Origin of the sequence: Laspinema sp. D2d, assembly GCF_025370755.1 — a bacterium.
Taxonomy (GTDB): domain Bacteria; phylum Cyanobacteriota; class Cyanobacteriia; order Cyanobacteriales; family Laspinemataceae; genus Laspinema.
The window spans coordinates 1-22,541 of the sequence record NZ_JAMXFC010000046.1 but is presented as its reverse complement, the minus strand read 5'-3'; the positions used below and the strand labels follow the sequence as shown (position 1 = coordinate 22,541).

Here is a 22,541-nt window from a genome sequence, read left to right as displayed (position 1 = left end):
GGCGATCGCCAACTTTTCAAAATACAATTTTATCCACAACCCCCGCAGGTTCCTCGTCATCAGATACAATATCCAGTAACCCATCCAGTTCGGTAATTTCTAGTAGATACATCACCGATCCTTTCAGGTTACACAAGCTTAAACGTCGGCCTGTTTTTTTAGCCAGTTGATTGGCGGAGATTAAAGCCATTAATCCTGAATGACTCACCGTCGTGACTTCCCCTAAATCAATGAACCAGCGATTGTATTTTTCCCAGGCTAAACGAGCTACATTTTGTTGAAGCATCGCCGATGCTTTTAAGTCTAAATTCCCTTGGGGCTGAATGACCACGTTCATACAAATCTCCTCTATTGATTGGTCTGTCTCTTTAGAATCGGCGAGAGTGTGTTGGATGCCCATTCCTAACTCTGCGTAAAAATACGAATGATTTCCCCTGACTTAGGGTCAATATCCGTGATTTTGCGGGGATGTTGTGTGACACAGAAACCTAGAAACAGCGATCATTTGGCAAAACTTTGGTGATCCCTATCACTGACAAGTTGCCAAATTTTAAGTATCTCCCCCTGAAATCTTCGTTTAGGAAGCCATTGCCCGGATCAAGCCCTCGGAATCCCTCCACCCACTGAATCTGTAAGGGTATTCCAACAAATAAAATCTTCTCGGAGAGATCCCCCCAACCCCCCTTAAGAACGCCAATCGGCTTTTCCAATTGTGCAAAACTTCTAATGCAGAACTTTTTTTATGGAAATCCCTAACGAGATTAGGGTCCGGCTTGAATAAGTCAGGATTTACCCACAATGGCGGGAAAGGCGTCGGGAAGCCATTCCCACGTTGTTCTATACTTCCTGCGGCAGTACCCACCGCCTATCTACGTCCTGAGTGCGTCGGATAGCTATTCCCCCGGGATCAAGGGTCTGCCAAAAGCCAGTTTTTCTTGACTAAATCAGCTTTTTGCTTGAATTATGGTGTGAGAGTCCGTTAAAAAGAGTGAAAAAATGGGATAATTTGACTCCGGTTAGAGTCCTTTGCATGGCTTTAAAATGGAACCTCGAAACCTTAGAGGGTTTAATCCACGACTCGAATTAAACCCTGATGGATGAGGTCAAATACCTGGTTAATTTTATACCAATCGGTCTCGCCGATCGCCTCTTTCGATAACAAGCCTGACATCAGCAGTTGTTGATCCAACCGTGTAATCTGGCGAAATTTAAAAATTTTTTCGAGAATTTCATCCGTTGAGATGGGCGTTTTATGAGTGGTTCGGTGCAGTGTTTCCCCGTAAGTCATAGTTATTTAGAAAAACTCTACGGTTTCAAGTATGAAGTGAGTTCCAGGGAGGGGATGCGATCGCCAGCATACAAAACCCATGAGGTTGATCGGGTCATTTCGGAGATCTCGATCATTGACATTCACAAATGAAGGAGGTAATCAATAACTGAGGGGATTAACCCCCCAACCAGGGCTTTTGTGGGGACAAACAGGGGCTGATTATTTCCCATAGATCCCTTCTGGGATGAGGAATCACAGGGTAGTGTCAATAGTGGGCGAACTAGGGGTCAGTCTTTGCCAACAGGTTGGCACATTAGGTAGTAAGGTTAAGGGTGCGATCGCCTCTCCCCCTATATGTTGATGGCTTCTACAGGTGGGATTGATATCAGCTATTCTATAAAAGAGCAATTACCAACTAATCATCCTTTAGGATGAAATTTCACTAGCCCAGAATTTTTGCTCATTTGCCACAAATCCGGGCCATTATCCCGGTTTCCTGTCCGAGTTTTTAAATACAGTACCGACGTCCTGAACCCATGAAAACGATTCGTTTTATTGATTTATTTGCAGGGATTGGGGGGATGAGATTAGGCTTAGAGAAAGCTGCTCAAAAATTGGGAATTCAAACTCAATGTATGTTAAGTAGCGAAATTAATGCCGATTCTTGCTGGGTTTATGAGCAGAATTTTGGCGAGTCTCCCCTGGGGGATATTCGTAGCCTAGAAAAGCTACCCAATCATGATATTTTATTAGCAGGTTTTCCGTGTCAATCGTTTTCATTAGCCGGGAAACAAGCGGGATTTAACGATAGAAGGGGAACGTTATTTTTTGAAATACTCCGCTTAATTAAATCCGATTGCCCTCAAGCCTTTATCTTTGAAAATGTGAGGGGTCTGTTAACGAATGATGGTGGTCAGACCCTCAAAACGATTCAGCAGGATATTGAAGCGATCGGCTATAGTTTTCAGGTGTTATTGCTGAATAGTGCCAATTTTGAGCTACCTCAAAATCGGTTGCGGGTTTATCTAGTGGGTGTATTGAATGCTTGTCCCCAATTTAGCTTGTTTTCTGACCCGGGACCTAAAGATTCTCATGCTTACAATGTTCAGCCGCTTTCGGAGTCTGACTGGACGCGAAAAAAAGTAACGGTGGCCGATATTTTAGAAGAGGATGCCCCAGAAGGTTATAATTGTTCCCCCCAATTAGTTGAGGCGTTAAAAACTCGATTGGGGGGAGATTTGAATCGGTTACATGGGATGCGCTTACTCGACTATCGGGGGGGGAATTCGATTCATTCTTGGGAGTTGGGATTGCGAGGGGAATGTAGTGAAGAAGAAATCGAGTTAATGAATCGGTTTATTCTAAAGCGTCGTCATGCGGAGTTTGGAAAAGACCAAGATGGGAAATTGTTGAATCAAGCGCAAATTGCTACATTTTTTGATTCGCCTCAGTTGGGGACTGTTTTAGCGTCTCTGGTGGCGAAGAATTATCTGAAGTTAATTCAGGGAAAATATAAGCCAGTGGCAGGAAATTTTTCCTTTGAAGTTTATAAATTTTTAGACCCGAATAAAATTGCGGTAACTCTAGTGGCGAGTGATGGGAATCGCTTAGGGGTTTATTATCAGGGTCGAGTGAGAAAGATTACGCCGAGGGAAGCGGCGAGATTGCAAGGGTTTCCTGATGAATTTAGGCTACATCCCAAGGCCGATCGCACTTATTATCAGTTGGGAAATTCGGTAAGTATTAATGTAGTAGAAGCGGTGGCGCGAGAGGTGATTTTAAATCTAACTCCAGGTGAACTGGGCCAGAAGTATAGCGCAGGGGAATCCAGTGATTAGGGGTTAGGGATTGAAGATTTATACCTGCCGGGAGGAGGCTAAAACGAGAGGAATTATGAATCTTCGTTAAATATCTGAAAGAGGGAATTTCGGGATAGACTAAGTACAGATTATTAATGACATGATCTTGATGATTTATGTTCAAGAATGCGATCGCCCCTTGGGTTACCCCCGGGGTCAAATAGGTCCCTCTTCACCCGGTTTTAATGATTCTTTTTTGAACGGCGGGAAGCGAAAAACGGGGAAGAGGCGATCGCCCTCGGGTCAGCGTGGCACCCCCATCTGATCTTTATGGATCTGCAAATGCCGGTTCTGGATGGTTATCAAGCCACCCAACAGATTAAGGCGATCGCCTCCGATTCCCAGACGGTGAGTCTTGCCGTTACGGCGAGTATCCTCGCCTCCGAAACCGCCCGTATTCTCTCGGTAGGATGCGACGATGGGATTGGCAAACCCGTGGATGAATCGACTATCTTTGAGATAATAGAGAATTATATCGGTGTGCGCTTTATTTATGAAGAAAAATCCCATGCAAAACCCTCTCGCTTCAGGCCGCCGATTTTACTAAATCAAGCATTGCTGTCGGACCTGCCGGGGGGGATTCTCGAAGAACTGGAACAGGCAGCCATCTGCATAGATGTAGCGGCAATGAACAAGACGATCGCCCAGATTGCCCTCCATCCCCCCCAGGAAAATGCGGTGATCGCCAAGGCCCTGCACCAGTGGGTCGATGAATTTGATTATCAAAGTATTTTGTCTTTCATTCGTCAGCGTCAATTATAAAAATGAACAGATCTCAAAGTGCCGATAATATATTAGTTGTAGATGATACTCCGGAAAATCTTCGCCTATTAAACCAAGTCTTGTCCCAGCGGGGGTATGTGGTTCGTCCGGCCCTAGAGGGGAAATCCGCGATCGCCGCTGCGGTTGTCCACCCCCCGGATCTTATTTTGCTTGACATTTTAATGCCGGAACTGGATGGATATGAAGTCTGCCAAATCCTGAAAGCTGATCCTAGGACTCGGGATATTCCGATTATTTTTATAACGGCTTTAAGCGATACCCTGGATAAAGTTAAAGCCTTTTCTCTAGGGGCGGTGGATTATATTACCAAACCGTTTGAGGTAGAAGAAGTCATTGCCCGCATTGAAAATCAACTGCGCTTGCGATCGCTGCAAAAAGAACTGGAATCGAAAAATTATCACCTCCAACAAGAAATCCAAAATCGTCTGATTGCCGAAAATGCTCTCTTAGACCGGGCCGAAGAACTTCGCATCCAAAATACCCTCTTAACCGACCTTGCCAAAAGTCCAGACCTCTATCAAGGAGATTTAGAAGCCGCTTTTCACGAACTGATCGCCGCTGCGGTCACCTATTTAGACCTCGATCGCGCCGGGGTATGGTTGTATGACGAACAGGGAACGAGACTCAAACGACTAGCCAGCTTTGAAAAAATTTTAGAAGGAGTAGAGGCAGTCAATCCGGACAGTTTAGGGGATTATTTAGCCTCGGAAGCAGCATCCTCCAACCATTCCCTCACCTTTGTCGGTCACGGTGACCCCCAGAACCCCAGAGAGGCTTCCCCGCAATCCAGGTCCAAAGGTTCCCTGAGACTCGCCCCAATCCGCCAGGACGGTCAAACCATTGGCTTTTTAGAAAGTGCTAGGTTCACCGGCGATCGCCTCTGGACCCCGGAAGAGCAAAACTTCATTCGTTCCCTGGCGGACCTAGCTGCCGTTACCCTGCAAGGGGCCAAACGACAACAGGCCGATCGCCAGCGTCGGTTGATGGAACAAAAATTTGCCTTAGCGTTTCGGGCTTCTCCCGATGCGATCGCGATCCTTTCTTGGCCCGAAGGGCGGTATTTAGAAGTCAACGATGGGTTTTGTCAGCAACGGGGCTATTCCCGGGCAGAAATCCTCGGAAAAACCTCTCAAGAACTCAATCTCATCGTCAATTTTGAAGCTGCTGAGGCGCTTCAGGCGCAATTTTGTGAGCAACGTAGCCTCAGCAATGTAGAAACCCAAGTTCGCACTAAAACCGGGGAAATCAAAACTATCCTGATCTGTGCCGAATTCGTTGACCTAGATGGGAATCCCGGGGTTTTGACTTTTAGTAAAGATATCACCGATCGCGAACACAACCGACTCGCGATCGAACAACAATTACAGCGGAGTAATTTGCTGAGGGAAGTCACCGATCGCATTCGCAGCGAAATTGAAACCCAGCAAGTCTTTGAGACGGCTGCCCATGTAATCGGACGGGCGTTTAAAGTCTGTCGGTGCTTGATTCATACCTATGTAGACGAACCTGTGCCGATGATTCCCGTAATTGGAGAATATTTAAGCCCCGGCCATTCCTCCCTAAAACCCCAAACCATTTATCTAGCAGACAATCCCGGCTTAGAACGGGTACTGGGAGAAGAACGGGCGATCGCTTACGATGATGTGAATACCGACCCCAGGCTAGAGAGTGCCAATTCCCTGCATCGGCAAGTCACCATTAAATCGATGCTATCCGTGGGGATTTTTTATCAAGGTCAAGCCAATGGGATGATTAGCTTGCATCAGTGCGATCGCTTTCGCCAGTGGACTCCAGAAGAGGTGGAACTGATTGAGGCGATCGCCGCACAACTGGGAATCGCGATCGCCCAAGCGCAACTCCTCGAAGAAGAAAAACAAGCCCGACGCGCCTTCCAACAACAAAATATCCACTTACAACGAGAAATCAGTGAACGCCGGATCACCCAAGAAGCCCTCCGGCACAGTGAACAGAAATATCGAGCCTTAGTCGATGCCTCACAAGATGTCATCTGGTCTATAGACATCCGGGGATGTTATACTTATATTAACCCAGCCGTCCAAAAAATTTACGGCTATAGTCCGACCGAAACCATCGGCTGTAAATTCACTCAATTTGTTGCCCCGGAATACCGCAAGTCAGAAAGAAAGGTCCTGCAACGGCTGTTAGAAGACGGGGAACCCTTGCTGCAACATGAAAGCCGCTATCAGCGCCAAGATGGCAAACAGATTTACGTCCTGGTGAATGCGATCGCCTTACGAGACTCCGAAGGGCGGATTCGCGGGGCCACCGGAACCACCCTCGATATCACCGAACGGCGACAGCAGGAAGAAGCCTTGCGAGCAATGGTCGAAGGCAGCGCTGCCCTGGCTGGCATCGAATATTTCCGCGCCTGTGTTCGGTCCATCGCCAATGTGCTACAAGTCAAGTATGCCATGCTGGTCGAATGTACCGACTCCACCCAACAGCAGGTGCGTTCCTTGGCCTTTTGGGCCGGAACGGACTGGAGTGAAACCCTGGAGTATGACCTCGCTGGAACCCCCTGTGAAATCGTCCTTAAAACCGGCCAAACCGGCTATTATCCCCAGGGTGTACAGGCTCTATTTCCCCGGGATCTCGATCTCGTTGCCCTCCATGCCGAGAGTTATCTGGGTCTGCCCATCCAAACCGCCACCGGGCAAATCATCGGACATCTGGCGATCCTCGATGTCAAGCCCATGTTTGCCACAGCTCACACCGAATCCATTTTAAAACTCTTTGCCGATCGCGCTGCTGCGGAAATTCAACGCCTGCAATCGGAGCAAGCCCTGCAACAAAGTGAGCAACGATTCCGGGCCATTTTCAACTCCATGTTCCAATTTATCGGCCTCCTCAACCCCGATGGCACCATCTTGGAACTGAATCAAACCGCCCTAGATTTTATCGGCTTAGAACAAACCCAAGTGGTCGGTCAACCCTTCTGGCAACTGCCTTGGTGGAATCGGTCAACAGCCCTGCAACAGCAATTGATCGCCGCCATATCCCAGGCATCCCAAGGGGAATTTATCCGCTATCAAGTCGAAGCGACCGGGATTCAAGGGATGACTCTTACCTTGGACTTTTCCCTCAAACCCGTCCTCGACGAACAGGGAAAAGTTATCTTGATCATCCCCGAAGGACGAGACATCAGCGATCGCGTTGAGGCTCAAGTCCAGTTACAACATACCACAGAACGCCTGCAATACTTGCTCAGTTCCAGTCCCGCTATTATCTATAGTGCGGAAATTGTCGGACCCTACCGCGCCACTTTTATGAGTGAAAACATCCAGATGATCCTGGGATACGAAGCGAGGGAATTTTTAGAAGACCCCTATTTTTGGTACGATCGGATTCATCCCGAAGACCGCGATCGCCTCTTCAAAAAACTCCCCAACCTGTTCTCTCAAGGCAGTTTCAGCGGGGAATATCGGTTTCTCCATGCGGACGGGACCTATCGCTGGTTTGACGATCGCATGAGATTAGTCTGGGATGAAACCGGCAATGCCCGGGAGTGCGTGGGGTATTGGATCGATATCACGGAACGTAAAATCGCACAAGAGGCATTCCAAACCAGTCAGCGCCGCTATCAAACCCTCGCTGAAGCCTCTCCCGTGGGGATTTTTCATACGGATGCCGAAGGCAATTGTCTCTATGTGAATCAACGCTGGAGTGAAATTACCGGCCTGTCCCCGGGGGAATCCATCGGACCCGAATGGATGAAAACCTTACATCCCGAAGACCGCGAACGGGTCATTCAGGAGTGTCATACAGCCTCAAGAAATCAAGTCCCGTTTAAGTCCGAATATCGGTTTTTGCGTCCCGATGGCAAAATTACCTGGGTCATCGGTCAGGCGATCGCGGAACTCAACGGTGATGGAACTCTGAAAGGATACATCGGCACCATTTCCGATATCAGCGATCGCAAACTGGCAGAAAATGACCTCTTAGAACGGTCAGAACGCGATCGGGCCATTTTTACCCTGTTCCAACGGATGCGCCAAACCTTGGAACTAGACCAGATTTTCGCGGCGACGACGGAGGATTTACGACAACTCCTAGAAAGCGATCGCGTTGTCGTCTATCGATGCCCTCCGGAACCGGATCTGAACTCTATCTGGGAGTCCGTCGGTCCCGAATGGCTTCCCCTGATGGCGGCACCGGAGGGGAAACCCCCGAGGAAACATCTGCGAGATCAAGGATTGAAGGATGCTCAATCGGCCCTGAGTGCCTGGACATTGACCTTAGAATCCCTGGACCAGCGCGATCGCCCACCGGACCCCCTCTATCCCCACCCGTCGGATTTGCCTTACCTGGTGATCCCGAATGTCCAGCAAGCCCATTTAAACCCCGAAGAACTGCCCCATCTCTATCAATTGCAAGTGCAAGGGTATCTGATCGTCCCGATTTTTGCCCATAATCAACTCTGGGGACTCTTGGCAATTTATCAAAATAGCGGTCCCCGGGATTGGAAACAAGCGGATGTGAATATTGCCATCCAAATTGCCACCCAACTAGGGGTAGCTTTGCAGCAAGCGCAACTGTTGGAACGGATGCAACAGCAAGCCCAGGCCCTGCAAAAAGCCGCGATCGCCGCTGATACTGCTAACCGGGCTAAAAGCGAATTTTTAGCTAATATGAGTCATGAATTGCGGACTCCCCTGAATGCTATCCTTGGCTTTTCCCAGGTGATGACCCGCGATCGCTCCTTGAATAGCCAACAGGCGGAACAATTACGGATTATTAATCGCGCCGGAGAACATTTGTTGGATTTAATTAATGACATTTTGGAAATGTCTAAAATTGAAGCAGGCCGCACCGCTTTTCATGAAACCAATTTCGACCTCTTAGATTTGCTAGAGAACCTAGAAACCATGTTGCGACTCAAGGCTAAATCTAAAGGGTTACAGCTTGATTTTGAGATTGCTCCCCAAGTGCCCCAGTTTATCAGTACCGATGAAGGAAAACTGCGGCAGGTGTTACTTAATATTCTGGGAAATGCCATTAAATTTACCCAAACTGGGGGGATTTTTCTGCGGGTCCGACTCGCTACCGACGAGGGGACAGAACCGGGGGAAACCGTTCTAGGCGATCGCCTCCCAAAACTTTACTTTGAAATCGAAGACACGGGCCCAGGCATTGCCGCCCACGAAATGCACCGGCTGTTTGAACCCTTTGGACAAACCGAAACCGGGATGAAATCTGGACAAGGCACGGGATTGGGGTTACCTATTAGTCAGAAATTTGTCCAACTGATGGGGGGAGAAATTCAGGTTCGGAGTATCCCCCATCAAGGAAGCGTGTTTTCCTTTGACCTGACCCCGGGTCCAGGGGAACCCGTAAAGAGTCCTCAGCGACAGACTAAACCCCGGGCGATCGCTTTAGCACCCAATCAACCGGAATATCGAATCTTAGCCGTTGATGATGCCTTTGAAAGCCGTCTGCTGCTGATTACCCTATTCTCTGGATTAGGGTTTTCTGTCCGGGGTGCGGCTACGGGTCGCGAAGCCCTGGAAATTTGGGAAAGCTGGGATCCCCATTTAATTTGGATGGATATGAGGATGCCGGACATAGATGGATTTCAAGCCACTCGACTGATTAAAGCCACTCCAAAGGGTCAAAACACAGTGGTGATTGCTTTAACGGCGAATGCCTTTGAAGAAGACCGCCAACTGGTACTTGCTGCGGGATGTAATGATTTTATTCACAAGCCTTTTCGGGAAGAAGTTTTGCTCTCCAAGGTGGGCGAGCATATAGGGGTACGATATATTTATGATGAGCCAATAGAATCAGACTCTGACAACAGGATTCAAGGTTTAATGGAGGATTCTGCCTTTATCCTGGATGCTCAATCTTTCCAACTCATGCCCCGCGATTGGGTGGTCCGCGTTTATGATGCAGCCTGCCAATGTAGTGATGATATGATTTTGGAGTTAATTGAGGAAATTCCCCCGGGGAATGAGCTGTTCGCGAAGGCACTCATGGAACTGGCAAATAACTTTCAATTTGAAACGGTAATGGCACTGACGCAACAGGAGAAATTATGAATTGTGACCCCCTTGATCGGATCCATAAAGATATTTTGATTGTTGACGATACCCCCATCAATCTGCGAGTTCTGGCTAAAATTCTGAGCGATCGCGGCTATAAAGTCCGCAAAGCCTTAAATGGTCAAATTGCTCTGACCGCTTGTCAAAATGTTTTACCCGATGTCATTTTACTAGATATTATGATGCCGGAAATGGATGGCTATGAGGTTTGTCAACGACTAAAAGCTGACCCCAAAACTCAGGATATTCCCGTGATTTTTATCAGTGCCCTGGAAGATGAATGGGATAAAGTTAAAGCGTTTAAAAGTGGGGGGTCAGACTACATTACCAAACCCTTTCAGATTGAAGAGGTCCTCGCCCGAGTTAAACATCACCTCACCCTTCAAACCCTCCAATATCAACTCAAAGTTCAAAATGCTGAATTGCAAGCCTTAAATGCTCAATTGGTGCAATCTAATCTTGAACTGGAGCAATTTGCTCAGGTTGCATCCCATGATTTACAATCTCCCCTCCAAGTGATTATTGGCAATGCCGATTTGCTCACCTGGAAATATGAAAACCAACTCGGTCCCGATGGCGATCGCTATCTCACCAATATTATCCAAGCTTCTGGGAGAATGACCCACCTGATTCAGGATTTACTCACCTACTCCAAACTCGGCGTTCCTACCCCTAATTTTACATCGATTGATTGCAACTTTATCTTAGAAGAAGCCCTGGCTAATTTAAGTGGAGAAATTGCTAAAAGTGGGGCAATTATTACCCATTCCCACCTCCCCACCATTAGCGGTAATGAAATTCAATTAATGCAGCTTTTTCAAAACATGATGGCTAACGCCATTAAGTTTAGACTACCCGAGGTTTCCCCCAAAATTGAAATTTCCTGTAATCTGAATCATCCAGAAGAATGGCAGTTTGAAATCCAGGATAATGGCATTGGCATCGACCCGGATCAAGGCGATCGCATCTTTGACGCATTTTATCGGTTGCATTCCTACGATGAATATCCCGGGACTGGCATTGGATTAACCCTCTGCAAAAAAATCATCGAACGTCACGGCGGAAAACTCTGGTTTAGTTCCATCAAAGGAGAAGGGACCACCTTTTATTTTACCCTCCCGGCCCTAATATCTTGAACGGACAAGGGTGATTGTTCAGGTTCTATCCGAAATGATTCTCATCCATTGGTTGATTAACTATTCAAATGCTATCCTTTTAAACCTTTTAAGACTGATGACTTTTTAAGTCTATCACCTAGACCAATCAATATTTTAAAAATGGGGAGATAGCCAACATGATAAAAACAACAACATTCAGGGGTATGCTATCACCGGCTCAATCTATCCCAGTCCCCTTCAATTTCACAGATCTCAAACAATCTACATCCGCGCTCAACCCGCTCATTTCTGGGGAGTTTGAATCATAAAAAGGATGTACAGATTATGATTGAAGGATTGGATACCCCCGGTAAAGGAAACATTTTGCTCGTGGATGATACCCCGGATAATTTGCGGGTCTTATCCTCAATTTTGACGAAGCATGGCTATCATCTTCGTAAAGCCTTAAATGGAGAAATGGCAATTACCGCTGCTCATGCCTTAATCCCCGATTTAATTCTCATGGATATTAATATGCCCTATATGAATGGTTATGAAGTCTGTACCGCCTTAAAACAATCCGAAAAAACTCAAAATATTCCCATTATTTTTATCAGTGTTTTAGATGATGTCTTGGATAAAGTCAAAGCTTTCCAAGTAGGTGGAATTGATTATATCACCAAACCATTTCAGCTAGAAGAAGTCCTTGCCCGCATTGAAAATCAACTTAAAATTAAACGACTCCAAGCGGAACTACAAGAGAAAAATCGAATTTTAGAAGAAAAAAATATCCTCCTTGTGCAAGAGATTGACCACCGCAAAAGAGCAGAAAGCGATTTACAAAAAGCCAATGAAAAATTACAGCAACTCGCTTGTATTGATGGGTTGACCCAAGTTTCAAACCGGCGCAAATTTGATGAACATCTCCAACAAGAATGGGTCCGTTTAGGGCGTCAACATAATCCTTTATCCTTAATTTTATGCGATATTGACTATTTTAAAGCCTATAACGATACTTATGGTCATCCCGCTGGAGATGAGTGTTTAAAACAGGTCGCCCAAGCCATTTGTCAGGCTGTCAAACGTCCGGCAGATTTAGTCGCCCGCTATGGCGGCGAAGAATTTGCCGCTATCCTCCCCCATACGAATTCTACGGGGGCCTTGTCCGTCGCCCGCAAAATTCAGCGGCAAATCCAGCAGCTAGATATCAAGCATTGTGCATCTGATGTCTGCGATATCGTGACCATTAGCCTCGGAATTTGTACCCTGATTCCCACGGGACAAGAGTCCATTGATGCCCTCATTTTAAGCGCAGACAAAGCCCTTTATCAAGCCAAACAAGCTGGTAGAAATTGCTATTGTACCTACCTCCATCAACCGGAAGGGGAAGCCTTTCAATGTGAAAATTATCAATATGGGTTTTCTAAAAAAATGCCAGACTAGATTGTTAATTTACAGCTTAAATAAATATCCCAATTGCTAGTTATTTTGACAAGTTTGCCCCCTATAACTTGAGCCAGAAATTCGGTCATCTTCTCGTTCAGGTCAGGGGAAAGAATTGAGGATAATTTCCTAGACAAACTCTTTAAAGTTTGATAAACTGAAGCGCATCAAGTTTTTGAAATTTTATTAATTGACTGAGCCTTTAGCATCTGATGAATCAAAATAACACTCGCCTCGAACCTTCAGATATTCTCCTGGTTGACGATACCCCAGCTAATCTGCGACTTTTGTCCATTATTCTCACCCGTCAAGGGTATCGGGTTCGTAAAGCCCTTACCCCTGAACTAGCACTCAATGCTGTAGAGCTAAGTTTACCTCACCTAATTTTGCTGGATATTAATATGCCAGGAATGAATGGTTATGAGGTCTGTTCCAAGCTGAAGGCTAACCCTAAAACCCAGGAAATTCCCATTATTTTTATTAGTGCCCTTGATGATGTTTTTGATAAAATCAAAGCGTTTGAAGTGGGAGGAAATGATTATATTACTAAACCGTTTCAAGAGGCCGAAGTTTTAGTCCGCGTGGAGCATCAATTAAAATTGCGATCGCTCCAAATCGAACTGGTGGACAAAAATCGAGTATTAGAACAGACCTTAACCGACCTAAAACAGGTTCAAAGTCACCTGATTCAAAATGAAAAAATGGTCAGTCTCGGTCAATTAGTCGCGGGACTTTGCCATGAAATCAATAATCCCGTTAATTTCATTTCCGGTAATTTAGTTTATGTCAAAACTTATGTGAAACAATTATTAGGGTTAATTCAGGAGTATCGGCAGGTATTAGGCTCAATTCCCGACGAAATCCAAGAATTGGAAGAAGAAATTGAGCTGGATTTTCTCGTAGAAGATTTCCCCAAATTGGTCATGTCCATGCAAGGGGGAGCCGAACGGATCCGCACAATTGTGGAATCTCTGCGCAATTTTTCCAGACTGGATGAAGCAGAACTGAAATCCGTAGACCTTCATGAAGGATTGGAGAGTACATTAATGATGTTAGGGCATCGCCTAGAACAGAGTGGCGATCGCCCCGGAATTACGGTCATTAAAAACTATACTCAACTCCCCCTCGTCCGGTGCTATGCCGCGCAACTGAATCAAGTTTTTATGAATCTACTCACCAATGCGATCGATGCTTTAGAGTCGGGCGATCGCCATCCCCACTCCCTCCCGAATAACCATAACCCAGAAGCGATCGGTCCCGAACTTCCTTCCCGCACCATCTGGATTAACACTGCACAGTCTACGGAAAACACTGTTACTATCTCCATTGCCGATAATGGTCCTGGAATGACACCGGAATTACAACAGCAAGTCTTTGACCCATTTTTTACCACAAAACAGGTCGGATATGGCACCGGATTAGGATTATCCATTTCTTACCAAATTGTCGTAGAAGGACATGGGGGAACCCTCGATTGTGAAAGTTTGCCCGGAACTGGAACAACGTTTACCCTTCAACTGCCCATTCAATGTCGCCCAGATCCACCCAAATAGAACCCATACACCCGCGAAACATAGTCCTCCTTTTGTCGGAAACCGGGTGCAGTCGGGTCCCTGGGGTGATGAAAAACCCATACTCTAAAGATTCTGAATCCTCCATCGGGTCCCCCGAATTCCCACCCCCACAAACCCTTGAACCCCGCATCCGAACCGGGAGAGAAAATCCCTGCTCCTGATCCCCACAAATCAGCGTACAATATATAATCGAAGCAGTTCCCTGACGGGATTGGGTAGCCATCATGCAAGTTTTATTTAAAATCGTTCGACAAAGCCAAAATACTGGCCCTCGGATCCAGACCTATCAACTTGATGTAGAACCGGGGAATACCATCCTCGATTGTCTGAATCGAATTAAATGGGAGCAAGACGGAACCCTCGCCTTTCGTAAAAATTGCCGTAATACCATTTGCGGCAGTTGCTCAATGCGGATTAATGGCCGTTCCGCCCTCGCCTGCAAAGAGAATATCGGTGCTGAAGTGGCGCGATTGAACCAAATTGCGGAACAGAGTATCGAAACCGAGTCCGCCTCCCAAGATCGCCAAAAAACCGAAAACTCGGCACTGAATGCCTTACCGGGCGCACCTCCCAGGGCGACTGCACCGGGAGCCATTCCAGAAATTACCATTGCGCCAATGGGAAATATGCCCGTTGTCAAAGATTTGGTGGTAGATATGCAGCGGTTTTGGAACAATCTCGAAGCCGTTGATCCTTATGTGAGTAATAGTGCCCGAAAAATCCCAGAACGAGAATTTCTGCAAACTCCCGAGGAGCGATCGCGCCTAGAGGAAAGCGGCAATTGTATCCTCTGCGGTGCCTGTTATTCTGAATGTAATGCCGTAGAAGTCAACCCCAACTTTGTCGGTCCCCATGCCCTCGCCAAAGCTTATCGCATGGTGGAAGACGATCGCGACGACCAAACCGAATCCCGCTTACAAAACTATAACCAAGCTAACTCCGGAGTCTGGAGTTGCACCCGCTGCTTTTACTGTAATTCCGTTTGTCCAATGGGCGTCGAACCCCTGGATAAAATTGGTAAAATTAAGGATGAAATTCTCGAACGCAACGATGATCAAGCTAGTCGTTCCATTCGTCATCGCAAAGTCTTAATTGATTTAGTCAAAAAAGGCGGATGGGTCGATGAACGGAAATTTGCTGTGATGGTCGTTGGTAATTTCTTCCGGGATATCAAAGGATTATTAAGCCTTGCTCCGGTGGGATTTCAGTCCATCAAACGGGGTAAAATGCCTGTAACCTTTGAACCCTCCGAAGGCACAAAAGAAGTGCGATCGCTGATTGAATCTGTTCAAGAACTCGAATCTAAATCCTCGAAAGCTCCTAAAAAATAACCCCGATGACTCAGCCAAAAATAACCCCAACTCAACCCCCCGTTCAAGATTTACCCGCCGAACCTGAACCGGCTTTTGGATGGACCGAATATGCAGAACGCATGAATGGACGAGTTGCTATGATTGCTTTTCTCGCCTTGCTCTTACTCGAAGCCGTCACCCATCAAGACCTGTTTACCTGGTTAGGATTGCGGTAATTTCAGCCGCAATCAATTAGAAAGTTTGTAGTCACGACTTTAGTCGTTATCCCCAGTCAGTCGCAGGCTAGGAGATGTTATACGGAATCAGGGACAAAGCCTGCCTGCGCAGGCTGAAGAGAAAACTGACTTCTGATAACCCGATTGGGTGTTACTGCGAACAATTGAAAACGACTGAAGTCATGACTACGAACAATTGAGACCAACTGATACTCAATCGCGTTATCAAAAGTAGTGTTTATCTATTAGCCCGCGCCGGAGAGGCTCGGTCCGTATAGCCCCACCCTTGACGCTGCGGGTTTTTATAGAATTATCAGGACCAGATTTTATATGAAATTGTGACTAAACACTTATGAAAATTCAGATTGAAACTTTTACAGTTCATAAACGATTTGCCCTAACAATTAGTCGCGGAACGACCGCTCAAAGTACGAATGTTTTAGTTAAAGTAGAAGCTGAAGGGATAACGGGATGGGGGGAAGCATCGCCGTTTTCTGCTGGGGGAACGCCTCAAACCACGCCGGAAATTGTGGCCGCATTACAGACTATTGCCCCACAATTGGAAAGGTTTAGTCCCCTCGATCGCCAGGAAATAGAAGGGTTTTTGAAGACTCTCACAACCGAGGGTAACTTTCCCTCTGCTGCCCAAGCCGCTTTAGATACGGCGTTACAGGATTGGTTAGGGAAAAAAGTCGGACTCCCTTTATGGCAATTGTGGGGACTCGATCGCAATCGAATTGTCCCTACTTCCCTCACCATTGGCATTAGTAGTCCAGAGGCGGCCCGAACCCGGGTCCGACATTGGTTTAATTTAGACTCAGACAGTCTGGAAACTGAGGCAATCCCCTCCACCCAAGGTTGTGCGATTAAGGTGAAATTGGGCAATCCTGCTGGAATTGCTGCCGATCGCGCTATGTTCTTGGTGGTCCAAGAGGAAGCCCCACCCGGTTCAGGGTTTAGCGTTGATGCCAATGGCGGATGGACCCTAGAAGACGCAATCACTATGAGTCACTGGTTGAGCGATCGCGGGGTTAATTATTTAGAACAACCCCTCCCAGTGGCAGCACAAGAGGAATTACAGCATCTCTATCGGGAATCTCCGTTACCGATTTTTGTGGATGAAAGCTGCTTTACCCGGGCTGATATTATCCCCTTAGCCGATCGCGTTCATGGAATTAATATTAAACTAATGAAATGTGGGGGATTAACAGAAGCCATGCGGATGATTCACACCGCCAATGCCTGCGGATTGCAGGTGATGTTTGGGTGTTATTCCGATAGTGTGGTGGCAAATACTGCCCTGTCTCACCTCTCACCTTTAGCGGATTATCTGGATTTAGATAGTCATCTGAATTTAATTGACGATCCGTTTACGGGGGCGATCGTCCAAGAAGGACGGTTGCTGCCGAATAATCTACCGGGTTTAGGAGTACAACGCCGTGCGTATCACAGCTAATCATCGCGTCGCCATTCTGCAACATCAAGGCATTCTAGGCTCGATTGGCAAAACCGGGTTAACCTTGTTGAGATACAGCGAAGGCAATATGGTTGCCGTCATCGATCGCGAATCTGCGGGACAGTCGCTACAAGAACTTACGGGAATTGCCCGGGATGTGCCCATTGTTGCCTCGGTGGATGCTGCCCTCGCCATGAATCCGGATGTCCTGGCGATCGGAATTGCACCCCCTGGAGGTGCGGTTCCTGCGGAGTGGGTTGAGGAACTCCGTCTTGCTGTTTCGGCGGGATTATCCATTGTGAATGGGTTGCATACCCCGTTAAATCATCATCCAGAACTGCCATTTCCGTTGCGGGAAGGACAGTGGATTTGGGATGTCCGACAAGAACCCACAGGACTCAAAATCGGTAGTGCTCAGGCGCGACAACTGACTTGTCCCCGAGTATTGACCGTGGGAACCGATATGGCGATCGGGAAAATGTCTACTTGTTTGGAAATTCATCGCCTCGCCCAACAGCGGGGGTTGCAGTCGCAATTTGTGGCAACGGGTCAAGCGGGGTTGATGATTGCCGGTACCGGGGTCGCCCTGGATGCGGTGCGTGTAGACTTTGCCGCTGGGGCGGTGGAACAAGCGGTGATGCAATGTGCAACAGATTGTGACTTGATTTTAGTCGAGGGACAGGGGTCTTTGTTTCATCCCGGTTCTACGGCGACTTTACCCCTGTTGCGGGGCAGTCAGCCAACTCACTTAGTTTTAGTGCATCGGGCGGGACAAACTCACATTAAAAATCATCCCCATGTGCCGATTCCCGGATTGCCGGAGGCGATCGCCTTGTATGAACAAGTGGCGAGTGCGGCGGGGGCTTTGACTCCCTCCCGGGTGGTAGCAGTCGCCCTCAATTCTCGGGATTTGGATGAGGCAGCTTCCCGCAAGACGATTCAGCAAATTGAAGCCGAAACCGGACTCCCTTGCACGGATCCGGTGCGGTTCGGACCCGAGAAATTGCTCAATGCCATTTTAGCCCCCTAATTCCCGGGAAAAATATCCCTCCCCTACTACCTCTGGGAAGAGGGGTTTTAAATCTATCCTCAGAGGGATTCTGGCGGTTGACCCTCGGGATAAACTACGAGAATACAAGTTCGGTGAGGCAGTTGACCCCCTGTACCCAGGTCAAGTCCCCACAACATTACTCCTGGGGCGATCGGCTCAACTTTCCCGGTATCCCCTACAAACCCCTAGAGAAATTTATCGGAATGTTATCCCAGTCCAGGTATTAAATTGCTCATTAGCTTTACCTTAAAAGACACTCAGATTAAGGGGAGTTCGAGGAATCTATCGGGTAAATTATCTCCTCAATTTAATCGCATAAAAATTCCGGCGATCGGCTAAAAACTCAACTTCAGTCTAGGGGTATATTGAGAGGAAGAGATAAACCCAACCAGAGAAAGAGATCAGCGGATTTGTTCCTGAGTTATATTTTGATTAACCCAGTGAACGCGCTTTCTTTTTTATAAGTCTTGATCGCGTTATCCTTGGGATGAAGTCCATCAAGGATTCTCCTAAATCCCCTTACGCCCAATCAGCATCCCAGTTTTCTGGAAGGATTACCTGAGAGAAAGAATTGGTGACAAAAAGGTGAAGTTTAGGGAAACTAAAGCCCTACAAGATGGAGAGCAAGGGGACTCAGGGGAAGAATTTAGGGGTGAGAGTGAATCCCACTCTTGTCCCTCATTTCTGTGAAATTGGCTAGACTCTTCCCGAACCCATCCGGAGAGTCCCTAGCTAGAGATCCGCTGGCTTTTAGAAAAAATTTTCTTAAAGGTTTCAAGACAGATATATTTGCCTAAACCCTCCTAAACATACAGAGTTAAAAAAGATGAATCAGATTTCAAACTATCAGGACACCCCAACTCGCGTCACCCTCTCTCGCGTAGGGTCGCAGGAGCTCAAGGCTTCAGAACAAATAGAAATTCCAGCCTATCAGTCTCCCATGAGACCCCAGCAAAGCTTTTCTACCGGCGACTTGTTATTAGTGCCGCTTTCCTTTGCCGCAGTCGTCTGGGTTGTGCTATTTGTTATGCATTTTAATTTTTGGAAGTCAGTCCGGAGTCGCCTCTCTAACTTACCACCCGTGAGCCAATTACCCTGTACTAATTGTAAATATTTTAAAAATAATCCTTATCTAAAATGTGCCGTCCAACCGGATAAAGTTCTTCGTACAGAAGCGACAGAATGTCCGGATTACTGTAGCAATGAAGAAGTGATGACTTAAAAAGAGTTCCCGAGGCACAATTTTCTGATTCTTGAGAAGGAATCTCCATGATGTAGGAGTTATCCCTCTCCGTTGAGAGGAGGAGCAGTATAGAGACTGCTCCTCCTACATCGCGATCGGGTTACCTCCCCAAGAAATAGGGTTGGAAGGAAGGAGTTTTCCCGAACCTCCTTCCTAACTCTCCCCTCTTGAGACGAAGGGAGAATACGATATTTTGTGGATGGAAGTAAGGGAGCAAAGCGCTGATTTGGACTTTAAAGATTATTCATCTCCTCTGTTAGAAGAGATACCTCACCAGAGGTACCATTCAGGTACGTCTGGTGTTCAGCAGGAATGCTGAAAATATCCTAGTTTTAGAATCCAATCAGTTTACCACCACTTCCGATTCCCATCATCATCGGTTCGTGCTTGTCGAATGACATCAGAAATTTCTTCTGCATCTTTGACATGATGAAGGGCTTCCTGATTCCCCTCTTCATCTTCCACGATAAAATAGGTAGGAACCTGAATATGGTCTCCGGTAATATCGGGAGAATCTACCGCCAGTTGTTTAGCTTTTTCTTCAATGGTTTGCTCTTCATCGGCAATGCGATCGCCTGGATTAGCAGTCCGTCTTTTGTCAATACTCTTGTACTCGCTCATAAAACCTCTTTGTTTTCTTGCTTGAACTTTCTTATTAATGGAAAAAACAGTGGAAGTTTCCACCAATTTTGGAAAAAATCTGGAACTAACGTGATGCAATCCCTCGTTTCTTTATCGATTCTTTATCCCTGCTCAATGAATTATCAGTGCTGCTTGGAATATTACACCGCTAACACGGGCAGATAAAAATCGGAAAATTTTCCGGGGAAAGGGTGGTAATTCACCACTTTTTTACTAGGTATCATCAAGAGTTAGATGATTTACATGGGATACCTCTAAATTCGTGAACCAGATTGGAGTAACTTATGCTCTAATCCTATCTAATAGGGAGATACTTTTCATCTTTCTAAGGTTACATTTAATTGGCTTAGTTCTCCCGTAAGCTAATCACGCATTTTAAAAGAGAAAATTGGGAATGCTACATGAGATAGATAAAATATCTCACTCTTGAGATAGATCAACGATTCACCCGTTCTCCTAGTGAATAGATGTTACTCTGGAGTGAAATATTGGGCGGAATGATCAGTACGGCTGCCTCCCAACCGATAACCGGAGTCAGGGAAATCCGAATGATCGACTGGAACATTCAATACTGTTTTATAACAAGGCATCGCCTTGTCTTTCTCCTCAAGTTAATGGGGTCCAGGCTCAGGGGCCACTCACCCGTACCTGAACGTACCCACGCGATCACAATCCCACCCAAACCCGCGATCGCTGCTGAGGGGGATTGGGTGCAAGGGTGCAAGGGTGCAAGGGTGCAAGGGTGCAAGGGTGCAAGGGTGCAAGGGTGCAGCCGTCCCTCTTAGATCCCCCTCCCGTCCTCCTTAAGAAGGGGGAAGTCAGAGGAATGAATAGCCCTCTTCTGTCACTCTAGTGCAGATGTGCAAAAGAAGATAATCAGCTATAATGAGACGAAGAGGCAGAGGGACCCCTATCAGGGCCCTCGCCTCACGCTTCTATCTCGACGTAATCAATCATGCCTACTCCAAAAGCTAAAGTCTGTACAGTATCGGACAGGCAGCATCAGTTATTAGAACAAATATCGCGCAAGGCAACTAATCCCCATCGGTTAGTAGAAAGAGCCAAGTTAGTCTTGTTGGCTGCTGATGGAATCAATAATACCGAAATCTCCAATCGGTTGGAAATAGACGTCTCCAAAAATCCTAAAATATTAGCTGGCAATGATTCTAGGATTAGGGGTTACTTTTCATCTGCATTTAATTTTGACGAGAATATAGGGTTTTAAGGAGATTTGAGCTGAAAATTACCAAATCCTTCTCGCTTATTAGTCGGTATATGCAGTTGAGAACTTCTAAGTTTTAATTAGGTAAAATTAAGGCTCCTATTCGTCATCTTACCAAACCACACACACACGGTGGAAATTATCGACTCGTAATTTGAGCGTATAAGCCTAAATCTTTCGGCAGCAATCCGAAAGTTTTTTAGTCTTCTAATTAAATGTTCTACAAAGATTCGGTTAGCTCCCAAGACTTTATTTTCTTCTTTTTGTTCAAGACTTAGTTCTTGATTTTTAGGCTTTTTATGAGGAGTAGAGATTTGGACTCCTCCCACATAAGCTTTGTCCCCTTTAAACTTTTGATTAGGGTCAAACTTTTTTTGCTGCTCCTTAAATATTTTGATATCACTAACGGGTCCTTTTTCTCCGATTTTTATATCCACAATATCTTCACCTTTGGGGAGGACAATTAACTGGTTTTTAAGAGTATGATTTTTCTTTTTTCCTGAAAAATACTCTTTTTGCTCTTCGTTGTCAGTTGGCCGTTCTATGGGCTGTTCAGTGCTATCTACTGTTAACTCATGAAGAGTGAGTATTTCTTTAACTACTTCTTCGTCTCCCACTTTTTTTTTGACTTTTTCTAAAATACTGGGGGGTAATAACTCAGTTAAAATTGGTAACCAATACCGAAAAATGGTGTTAGCTGTAGATTCACAAACTCCAAATTGAGCCCCCACATACAAAAAGGAAGGATATTGGTAAAGATACAACAAAGTTAGAAGAATTTGTTCTTGAATCGGTAACGTGATTTTCCGGCCTGCCCTTTTGACATTCTTGGTGGTTTTTAACCGCTCGGCCTCCGCTTTTTTTTGGAGGTGTACAATGTCCGCTTCCCTCCACAAATCTTGGAACTGCTTATAAGTTATTCCTATAAGTCTCGGGGTTAAATCGGGGTGTTCTTCAATATATTTTAGAATGACGCTCATGGCAGGACAAAAATACAAGTCACTCTTATTATAGCAGGTCTTGTAATTTTTGGAGATGTCTAATTAACGGGAATCAAGTGCGGATGTGGCGGGCACGATGGGCTGATGCCTCAGCTACTCTAGCGTCCGCCGAAACCTCCGCAACTAGCGATCAAAAATTAATTCAACTGATTGTAGATATTTTAAGTGATCAACCTCGTTCCGGTAAGCCCGCCAGATTTACGGTAGATGATATTGTCCAAATTGTGGCAGTGGCCTGTGAACATCCCTCACAAAGTCAGCGGCCAATCAATGAATGGACTCACCAAGAATTGGCATCCGAAGTCGTTAA

General features: G+C 46.3%; 16 protein-coding genes and 1 pseudogene. 13 read left to right on the top strand and 4 right to left on the bottom strand.

Features of this window, described 5'->3' with window-relative positions; genetic code table 11:
* Window positions 1-16: 16 nt before the first annotated feature.
* A complete protein-coding gene (locus NG796_RS23150) occupies window positions 17-337 on the bottom strand; it encodes an STAS domain-containing protein (RefSeq protein WP_261209533.1) in 321 nt (106 codons plus the stop codon).
* A 729-nt stretch (window positions 338-1,066) separates the two neighbouring features.
* Window positions 1,067-1,288: a hypothetical protein gene (locus tag NG796_RS23145; RefSeq protein WP_261209532.1), complete on the bottom strand. Its 222-nt coding sequence runs from the start codon at window positions 1,286-1,288 to the stop codon at window positions 1,067-1,069.
* A 518-nt stretch (window positions 1,289-1,806) separates the two neighbouring features.
* Here NG796_RS23145 and dcm point away from each other — a divergent pair.
* The 11 genes and pseudogenes from dcm (at window position 1,807) to NG796_RS23090 (ending at window position 19,345) form a co-directional block, all read left to right on the top strand.
* On the top strand, window positions 1,807-3,108 hold the full coding sequence (gene dcm, locus NG796_RS23140; protein WP_261209531.1) for a DNA (cytosine-5-)-methyltransferase: 1,302 nt from the start codon (window positions 1,807-1,809) through the stop codon (window positions 3,106-3,108).
* Between the two features lie 237 nt (window positions 3,109-3,345).
* Window positions 3,346-3,891: pseudogene (locus tag NG796_RS23135) on the top strand (response regulator); the annotation flags it as partial.
* Window positions 3,892-3,893: 2 nt separating this feature from the next.
* On the top strand, window positions 3,894-9,971 hold the full coding sequence (locus NG796_RS23130; RefSeq protein WP_261209529.1) for a PAS domain S-box protein: 6,078 nt from the start codon (window positions 3,894-3,896) through the stop codon (window positions 9,969-9,971).
* Complete coding sequence (locus NG796_RS23125) at window positions 9,968-11,110, top strand: response regulator (RefSeq protein ID WP_261209527.1); 1,143 nt, start codon at window positions 9,968-9,970, stop codon at window positions 11,108-11,110. The genes NG796_RS23130 and NG796_RS23125 overlap by 4 nt, the downstream gene beginning before the upstream one ends.
* A 279-nt stretch (window positions 11,111-11,389) precedes the next feature.
* Window positions 11,390-12,514, top strand: coding sequence for a PleD family two-component system response regulator (locus tag NG796_RS23120; RefSeq protein ID WP_317619345.1), 1,125 nt, complete (start codon window positions 11,390-11,392; stop codon window positions 12,512-12,514).
* A gap of 212 nt (window positions 12,515-12,726) precedes the next feature.
* A complete protein-coding gene (locus NG796_RS23115; protein WP_261209525.1) occupies window positions 12,727-14,067 on the top strand; it encodes a response regulator in 1,341 nt (446 codons plus the stop codon).
* 245 nt (window positions 14,068-14,312) lie between these two features.
* Window positions 14,313-15,419, top strand: coding sequence for a succinate dehydrogenase/fumarate reductase iron-sulfur subunit (locus tag NG796_RS23110; RefSeq protein WP_261209523.1), 1,107 nt, complete (start codon window positions 14,313-14,315; stop codon window positions 15,417-15,419).
* Window positions 15,420-15,424: 5 nt separating this feature from the next.
* Window positions 15,425-15,616: a chlorophyll a/b-binding protein gene (locus NG796_RS23105; RefSeq protein ID WP_261209521.1), complete on the top strand. Its 192-nt coding sequence runs from the start codon at window positions 15,425-15,427 to the stop codon at window positions 15,614-15,616.
* Between the two features lie 352 nt (window positions 15,617-15,968).
* Window positions 15,969-17,072, top strand: coding sequence for a dipeptide epimerase (locus NG796_RS23100; RefSeq protein WP_261209520.1), 1,104 nt, complete (start codon window positions 15,969-15,971; stop codon window positions 17,070-17,072).
* Complete coding sequence (locus NG796_RS23095) at window positions 17,056-18,102, top strand: DUF1611 domain-containing protein (protein WP_261209518.1); 1,047 nt, start codon at window positions 17,056-17,058, stop codon at window positions 18,100-18,102. Before NG796_RS23100 ends, NG796_RS23095 begins: the two co-directional genes overlap by 17 nt.
* Window positions 18,103-18,949: 847 nt before the next feature.
* Window positions 18,950-19,345 carry a hypothetical protein gene (locus tag NG796_RS23090; protein ID WP_261209517.1) on the top strand — a complete coding sequence of 132 codons (396 nt, stop codon included), beginning with the start codon at window positions 18,950-18,952 and terminating at the stop codon, window positions 19,343-19,345.
* Between the two features lie 369 nt (window positions 19,346-19,714).
* Here NG796_RS23090 and NG796_RS23085 read toward each other — a convergent pair whose 3' ends face one another.
* Window positions 19,715-19,987: a hypothetical protein gene (locus NG796_RS23085; RefSeq protein ID WP_261209516.1), complete on the bottom strand. Its 273-nt coding sequence runs from the start codon at window positions 19,985-19,987 to the stop codon at window positions 19,715-19,717.
* A gap of 976 nt (window positions 19,988-20,963) precedes the next feature.
* On the opposite strand from NG796_RS23085, the gene NG796_RS23080 reads away from it, so the two are divergent.
* Entirely contained in the window at window positions 20,964-21,233 is a 270-nt protein-coding gene (locus tag NG796_RS23080) for a hypothetical protein (protein ID WP_261209515.1), read from the top strand.
* A gap of 77 nt (window positions 21,234-21,310) precedes the next feature.
* On the opposite strand, the gene NG796_RS23075 is transcribed toward NG796_RS23080, so the two are convergent.
* Entirely contained in the window at window positions 21,311-22,210 is a 900-nt protein-coding gene (locus NG796_RS23075) for a transposase (RefSeq protein WP_261209514.1), read from the bottom strand.
* A gap of 83 nt (window positions 22,211-22,293) precedes the next feature.
* On the opposite strand from NG796_RS23075, the gene NG796_RS23070 reads away from it, so the two are divergent.
* Window positions 22,294-22,541, top strand: a 248-nt coding sequence (locus tag NG796_RS23070) for a helix-turn-helix domain-containing protein (RefSeq protein ID WP_261209513.1), incomplete at its 3' end; no start/stop codon positions are given.

Coding starts and splice junctions, on each gene's coding strand:
- NG796_RS23085 (WP_261209516.1), bottom strand. CDS start 19,987: ATGAGCGAGTACAAGAGTATTGACAAAAGACGGACTGCTAATCCAGGC.
- NG796_RS23125 (WP_261209527.1), top strand. CDS start 9,968: ATGAATTGTGACCCCCTTGATCGGATCCATAAAGATATTTTGATTGTT.
- NG796_RS23075 (WP_261209514.1), bottom strand. CDS start 22,210: ATGAGCGTCATTCTAAAATATATTGAAGAACACCCCGATTTAACCCCG.
- NG796_RS23080 (WP_261209515.1), top strand. CDS start 20,964: ATGCCTACTCCAAAAGCTAAAGTCTGTACAGTATCGGACAGGCAGCAT.
- NG796_RS23150 (WP_261209533.1), bottom strand. CDS start 337: ATGAACGTGGTCATTCAGCCCCAAGGGAATTTAGACTTAAAAGCATCG.
- NG796_RS23110 (WP_261209523.1), top strand. CDS start 14,313: ATGCAAGTTTTATTTAAAATCGTTCGACAAAGCCAAAATACTGGCCCT.
- NG796_RS23090 (WP_261209517.1), top strand. CDS start 18,950: ATGAATCAGATTTCAAACTATCAGGACACCCCAACTCGCGTCACCCTC.
- NG796_RS23105 (WP_261209521.1), top strand. CDS start 15,425: ATGACTCAGCCAAAAATAACCCCAACTCAACCCCCCGTTCAAGATTTA.
- dcm (WP_261209531.1), top strand. CDS start 1,807: ATGAAAACGATTCGTTTTATTGATTTATTTGCAGGGATTGGGGGGATG.
- NG796_RS23115 (WP_261209525.1), top strand. CDS start 12,727: ATGAATCAAAATAACACTCGCCTCGAACCTTCAGATATTCTCCTGGTT.
- NG796_RS23130 (WP_261209529.1), top strand. CDS start 3,894: ATGAACAGATCTCAAAGTGCCGATAATATATTAGTTGTAGATGATACT.
- NG796_RS23100 (WP_261209520.1), top strand. CDS start 15,969: ATGAAAATTCAGATTGAAACTTTTACAGTTCATAAACGATTTGCCCTA.
- NG796_RS23145 (WP_261209532.1), bottom strand. CDS start 1,288: ATGACTTACGGGGAAACACTGCACCGAACCACTCATAAAACGCCCATC.